This window comes from Paraburkholderia sp. EG304 (genome assembly GCF_046543485.1).
GTDB classification, from domain to species: Bacteria; Pseudomonadota; Gammaproteobacteria; order Burkholderiales; family Burkholderiaceae; genus Paraburkholderia; species Paraburkholderia youngii.
Window position 1 is genome coordinate 73221 of sequence record NZ_JBKGUA010000033.1, and the last position, 6000, is coordinate 79220.

The 6000-nt window shown below is 58.9% G+C and carries 5 protein-coding genes and 1 pseudogene; 5 read left to right on the forward strand and 1 reads right to left on the reverse strand.

Annotated features, from left to right (window positions below; genetic code table 11):
* The first annotated feature begins 227 nt into the window (after positions 1 to 227).
* Positions 228 to 998 carry a DUF3047 domain-containing protein gene (locus tag ACLFKU_RS30050; protein ID WP_410851521.1) on the forward strand — a complete coding sequence of 257 codons (771 nt, stop codon included), beginning with the start codon at positions 228 to 230 and terminating at the stop codon, positions 996 to 998.
* Positions 999 to 1336: 338 nt separating this feature from the next.
* On the opposite strand, the gene ACLFKU_RS30055 is transcribed toward ACLFKU_RS30050, so the two are convergent.
* The gene (locus ACLFKU_RS30055) at positions 1337 to 1990 is read right to left on the reverse strand and encodes a hypothetical protein (protein WP_410851522.1); all 654 of its coding nucleotides are present in this window, start codon (positions 1988 to 1990) and stop codon (positions 1337 to 1339) included.
* 376 nt (positions 1991 to 2366) lie between these two features.
* Between ACLFKU_RS30055 and ACLFKU_RS30060 the strand changes: the two genes are divergently transcribed.
* The 4 genes and pseudogenes from ACLFKU_RS30060 to istA all read left to right on the forward strand — a co-directional run.
* Positions 2367 to 2954 carry a YSC84-related protein gene (locus ACLFKU_RS30060; RefSeq protein ID WP_410851524.1) on the forward strand — a complete coding sequence of 196 codons (588 nt, stop codon included), beginning with the start codon at positions 2367 to 2369 and terminating at the stop codon, positions 2952 to 2954.
* Between the two features lie 556 nt (positions 2955 to 3510).
* Positions 3511 to 3852, forward strand: coding sequence for a hypothetical protein (locus ACLFKU_RS30065; RefSeq protein ID WP_410851523.1), 342 nt, complete (start codon positions 3511 to 3513; stop codon positions 3850 to 3852).
* Positions 3853 to 4328: 476 nt separating this feature from the next.
* Positions 4329 to 4709, forward strand: a pseudogene (locus ACLFKU_RS30070) (transposase); the annotation flags it as partial.
* Positions 4710 to 5244: 535 nt separating this feature from the next.
* A partial coding sequence (istA, locus tag ACLFKU_RS30075; protein ID WP_410851525.1) for an IS21 family transposase occupies positions 5245 to 6000 on the forward strand: 756 nt, incomplete at its 3' end.

Genomic DNA, 6000 nt, shown 5'->3' on the forward strand with positions numbered 1-6000 from the left:
CATAGGCGGAGGAATTTGGCCGACCGCCAGGGCACGTTTTTCAGCGACGTCGTGTAGTCACCCATGGAGTCTTATGAATTTGATGAATTCTCGGGCGGTCGGGCAGACCCCTCTGCGGCCAAGGACACCGTTCAATGGGCAGACCGGCCGCAAGGTGTGGATATCGATGCGCGATGCAGCCTATAGCTGACTACAATGAATGCACGCCCAAGACGAATGCGACCGCAATGCACCTTCTGTCGACCCACCGAGCGCGGAATCGAATAGCCCGATCAGTGTGGATAGCCGTGTCCATCGCGCTCCTTCTGTTGCCGCCAATCACCGTTGCCCAGGACGAAAAACCCGGCATCGCTTTTTCCACGAGCGAGCCCGGCGCACCACTACCCGCAGGCTGGAAGAACCTGCCGGTCGCGCACGGCAAGCTCATGACAAAATACACGCTCGTTCGCGACGACCACACCACCGTGCTGCAGGCGGACGCGAACCGCTCTGCCTCTGCGCTTATGCATGAGGGCGATATCGACCTCGTCCACACACCCGTCGTGGCATGGCGCTGGAAAGCAGACGGACCGATCGAGGGAGCCGACAACAGCGTCGGTTCGAAGGAAGACGCGCCAGCGCGACTGGTGTTTGTATTTGACGGCGACAAGAGCAAGTTATCGCTTTCCGAGCGAGCTCAGATGAGCCTTGCAAAGCGCCTCGGTGGCCAGGAGCTGCCCTATGCCACGCTGATGTATATCTGGTCGACAACCGCCACGCCGGGGACCGTCATTGCCAACCCTCACACGGACCGCGTACAGATGATCGTGGTCTCCGGTCTGCCCGGGGATGCGGGTCAGTGGCAAAGTCTGCGCCGCAATATCGTACAAGATTATGAGCGGGTCTTTCACGAACCGCCAGGGCGAATCACTGGCTACGGGTTGCTGACCGATACCGACAATACCGGCACTACGACACGCTCCTGGTATGGAGACGTCCAGTTCCTCCCGGAGCCTTGATAACGCAATCCTGTCAATCTGATCAAAGCCGTCGGGCTGACGCAACGGGCTGTGATTCAGTCCTTCCACCATAAGCTGACAACCGAAAGCGTTTTCCCTGACCGTACTCTGCTCTCGTTTCGCCATTTCCGGGATCTGCTCGTGATGTGCAGGCGCCATCGCAAACCGCATCAGCAACCGATAGGAGAAGACTGCGCCGTCCCAGCCGACCAAAACAAGTTCGATACTGCTGCGCAGCGGTACCGGGACCAGCGACCACAACATCACGCCTGTAACGAGGTCGACCGACCATCATCCGCGGGCTATCCCGAAGAATTGGGGGGAGGACAACGAAATGCTCAGTCGGCGCTCTGCGTCCTGGTGAGGAGAATGTAGACGCTAACCACCAGAGTCCATAGCGGAAACAGCATCGTGATCCACAACCAGCCCCAGATGACTAGTAGAAGCGCCAGGCTGAACGCATATCCGATCAACGCGATCCAGCGCGGGAAAATCGCTGTGCGCAGGGCAATGATGCAGGCTGCCCCCATGAAGACCCCGGCCATCTTGATGGCAAAGACGTTCATCAACGCATAAACTAATTCCCGTGCGAAAAAGTAGATTTCGCTGCTGATCGGGACGCCGGTTGGCGCGCTTGTGGCATTCAAGATCGCACCGGCTACGGCCGCCGACGCGAACAGGCTCGCCACGAAAAGTAATCCGCTGCCGAAAAACACGGTGCCAAAAAACCGGTCTTCGAGCGCGCCTATCCTGTCCCGCAGTACGCCGAGTAACCAGAGGAACGCCACGCCGGAAAAGGGGATAAGGTGAAGCGCGAAAGAAAAGGCATTGCCAAAACCTTGCTTCACCGAAACCTGCTCCGTAGGAGCGTCCGGGAACGCCAGACGAATGATCACGAGACTTGTGATCATCAAAGTTGAAAAGACCAGTCCCGCGACTGCCGCTGTCGGTGGCATCCGGTTTGGTTGTCCTGCAGTAGCGAATTGCTTCATTGCTGGCTGGCCCTCGCTAGCCCTGTGATACTTGGAAATGCGATGGTGTCGGCCGGCAAGGTAAAGCGGAAGCACGAGCGGTCGGTTCACAACGCAGGAACGCCCCCACTCTCAGAACTGTGTCATCTGCACATTCATATCACAGGTGGCGGCTACTCCGATTCAAAGCGTAGCGCTGCAATGAACGACGGAATTGACGCAGGTCAACGCGAAAATCTCAACTCGCCGTTAAATCCAGTCGTCAGGCGGTGTTTCACGATAAGTCATGACTGGAAGCAGAATTTCCGTGGTGCGTAAGGTTATTGAGTGACGGGCCGTATGCGGTGTCGTGACGACCGACATGACAAGGACAGCGTTCGACGATATGGAGGAAGCCATGCTAAGAAGAAGCTTTTTGCGGACCGGTACCGCGATGATCGCGGCCGCTGGCCTGACGATCACCGGGTCTCCGGCGACGATGAGTAACGCCGTTGCTGCCGAGTTCAATGCAGCGAAGCGGCAGGAAATTGATGCCAAGGTCAACGAGACTCTGACTCGATTATTTGAGACCGTCGGCGGTTCAAAAGAACTCGTCTCCAAGGCGAGTGGCGTACTTGTGTTCCCGTCCGTGATCAAAGCCGGCTTCGTTGCCGGTGGCGAATACGGCCAGGGTGCTTTACGGGTAGGAGGGAAGTCTGTCGGCTACTACAGCACGGCAGCGGCCTCATTTGGATTGCAGGCGGGTGCGCAGTCGAAAGCCATGATCTTTCTGTTCATGACGCATGATGCGCTAAACAGCTTCCGCAATTCCAAAGGCTGGTCGGTCGGTGGCGAAGGCTCTGTCGCACTCCTGAAGGTCGGAGCGAACGGACAGATCGACACGACAACGGCCACCTCGCCCGTGGTGGCGATCGTGTTGACCAATGCAGGTCTGATGGGGGATGTGTCACTTGCCGGAACAAAGGTGTCCCGGCTGAAAATATGACTAACGTGCTAGCTGCGTTTGTCTGACAGCGCTTTGCGGAATTGCCGGGAAGGCGACGACGTGCTCGTCGCGTCGTTCCGCTGGATTCAGGCAGAGACTGGCTGGTCTAGGAGCGACGCCGTTGCGGTGACCGGATGGTGCAGTTGATACTCTGCGCACCCACGGCTGGGTGCTGACGAAAAAGAAGCTTGCTTAGTGAGAATAGAAGCAACTTCGCACAACGCATGTCGCTTTCTTCGTCATGCTCGCTGGATTTGTCGGTTGACCTGCGTCAATTCCCAACATTGTTCACGGGACTACCGTGCATTGGAGGTCCGTCATTACCGGGATACATCAGCCATATCAACGGGTTCGACTCGACTGAGCGCGCCTAAAGTACCTACCTGAATCAAGCCGGGAAGTAATCTCCCCAAAAGGCTAGTGACGATTTCACGGTGCATGGGCGACGCAAGTAGCAGCGCATTGAATCGCACCATGAGCGCTCCCGGAATCGCCCGCCTGTTCGCCATTCCTGGACAATCCCGCTTTGTATAGACACTTTCTGGAAGGAGGTAACATGAAATCCCTCGCAAGTATTGCCGTGGCTGCGGTCCTTTGCGCTTGCGCGGCGCAGCCACCAGCCGGCGTGCAGGCCGTGGGCACCAGCCAGCAGCCACCGAGTGTCGTCGGCCATTGTATTGCCCAGAAATGGGCTGACAGGTCGCAGCAGCAGGTCGTGGGACAAACCACGTTAGCTAACAACATGGCGATGGACATATACGTCCCTGGCCAGCAACCGCCCAATGGTGCAGCCGCCGTCGTGCGTCCGAACTATCAGGTCCCAGGCACATGGGTCGGTTTCCGTTCCTCCGGCGGTACTGGCAGCGATGCGACAACAGACCTCAACGCCTGTCTTTGATGCCTCAGGCATGGAAGATGTGGCGTTCGAGCATTTTTACCCCAAGACTCCAGCGCCGCTTATCGCGATTACATGCGGTATTGCTGCAATGAGCCTGCCGCCCGAACGCTCATCACACTCCGACCAGGGTCGGATCGAACGGCTGTGCGGATCGGACAAAATCAGATCCGGGTCAATAGTGGGCTGTCCATCGCCGGCCAGCCCCTAGGGCGTGACTGGCGACCGGTCGACCGGCTGTGGACAACTCGTGGTACTGGCAGAAGTGGAGGAATCCAACCCGTCCAACATTCAACACGCTAACTTTCCACGGAGACGGGCCACCCAAGCACCAAGCCCATCAAAAATGGCTTGACAATCAAGTCCCCATAGAAGCTGTTATTCGAAGTGACCGGTGGTCCAACGACTGCTGCGGGACGGCGGATTCAACCGGTCGATGCAACACAATGAACGCTGCGTGAGCGGCGGGAGTGTTGCAAATGAAGTACAGAACCCGGACCTTTTATAGCGAAAGCCAGAAAGCGTTGATGTGGGAGCGGTGGCGTGCAGGCGAGTCGCTGCAGCATATCGCCGAGCTTTTTAATCGCAATCACTCGTCGGTAGAGGGAATTCTGGCGCAAACTGGAGGCATCCAGCCCGCGCCACGGCGACGATCGAGGCTGGCGCTAACGCTTGCTGAGCGCGAGGAGATCTCGAGAGGCCTGGTGGCGGGAGACTCGATCCAGTCAATCGCACGGCGACTGTTGCGATCGCCTTCCACGATCTGTCGCGAGATCAAGCGCAATAGTGGAGAGAAAGGCTACAGGGCGAGCCATGCGGACCAGCTCGCATGGGAACGTGCGCACCGGCCCAAGGTCTGCTGGATAGCGTCAAGCGGCATGGCCGGTCGTGTTGCCTCACCGAATGATGTTACTCCCGGGTAGTTGTCACGGTCCCGTTGTTTTGCGATGAAGGCTGGCGCTGCGTAGCGGCGCCAGCCTTCATCGCGTCGCCGTCGCCGAGTATCCGCGTCACCAGTTCTCTGGCACGATTCGATCGCCATGCCTTCACGCGGCGCTGCAAGGTGCGCAGTTGTGCGCCAGAATACATTGCGGGAGCCATCGCAGTGAGACGCTCATGGAGCTTTTGCGCCGTAATGCCGGGCTCCGTTTCGAGCCATTGCTGTATCTTTGTCATCTTCCGCCATATAGGGGCCACCGGGCTTCCGGCATAAAGGAGCCGGGACGTTTTCGGCATAAAGGAGCCACTTCGTTTCCGGCATATAGGAGCCAGTTGGCTTTCGGCATAAGGAGCCAGGGAAGGAACCGAGCATCTCGATTGTGATGCTCATTGCCGGCTTAACTTGTGGGGCGTTATCCCCCAAGGGAGGCTGCGATGGGCCGACGGAGAATCGAGATGCACCAATATCGACAGGTTCTCGTGCGCATGCGCCACGGGGATAGCGACCGCGAACTGGCGCGCTGTCGCTACATGGGGCGGCGTAAGCTCGCGGCACTGCGTGAGTTGGCCGAGCAACGCGGCTGGCTCAAGCCCGATGTGCCGTTACCGGATGACGCCGAGATCGCCGCGGCACTGGGCCCGCCGCAGAAGGCTACGTCGACCATCTCGGGCCTCGAAGTACACCGCACCTTGATTGCATCCTGGCTCGAGCAGCACGTGTCCGGCACTGCGATTCTGGCCGCGTTGCGGCGTGAGCACGGCTACACCGGCAGCTATTCGTCGGTTTACCGCATGATCGTTTCGATCAACGCGGACCGCCCGCCCGAAGCCACCGTGCCGCTGAGCTTTGCGCCCGGCGAAGCGGCGCAGGTGGACTTCGGTGCCGGCCCGATGTTGCCCGATGCCGACGGCGTGTTCACGCGCACATGGGCGTTTGTGATGACGCTCGCCTTCTCGCGACATCAGTACGTCGAGTTCGTCTGGGATCAGACGGTGGCGACCTGGCTTGGATGTCATCGCCGCGCATTCGAATGGTTCGGCGCTGTCCCATCGCGCCTCATCATCGACAACGCCAAGTGCGCCATCACGCGTGCCTGCACCTACGACCCTGTCGTGCAACGCTCCTACGCGGAATGCGCCGAGGGGTACGGTTTCCGGATTGATCCATGCCCGCCGGCCGATCCGGCCAAGAAGGGGATCGTAGAAGCCGGC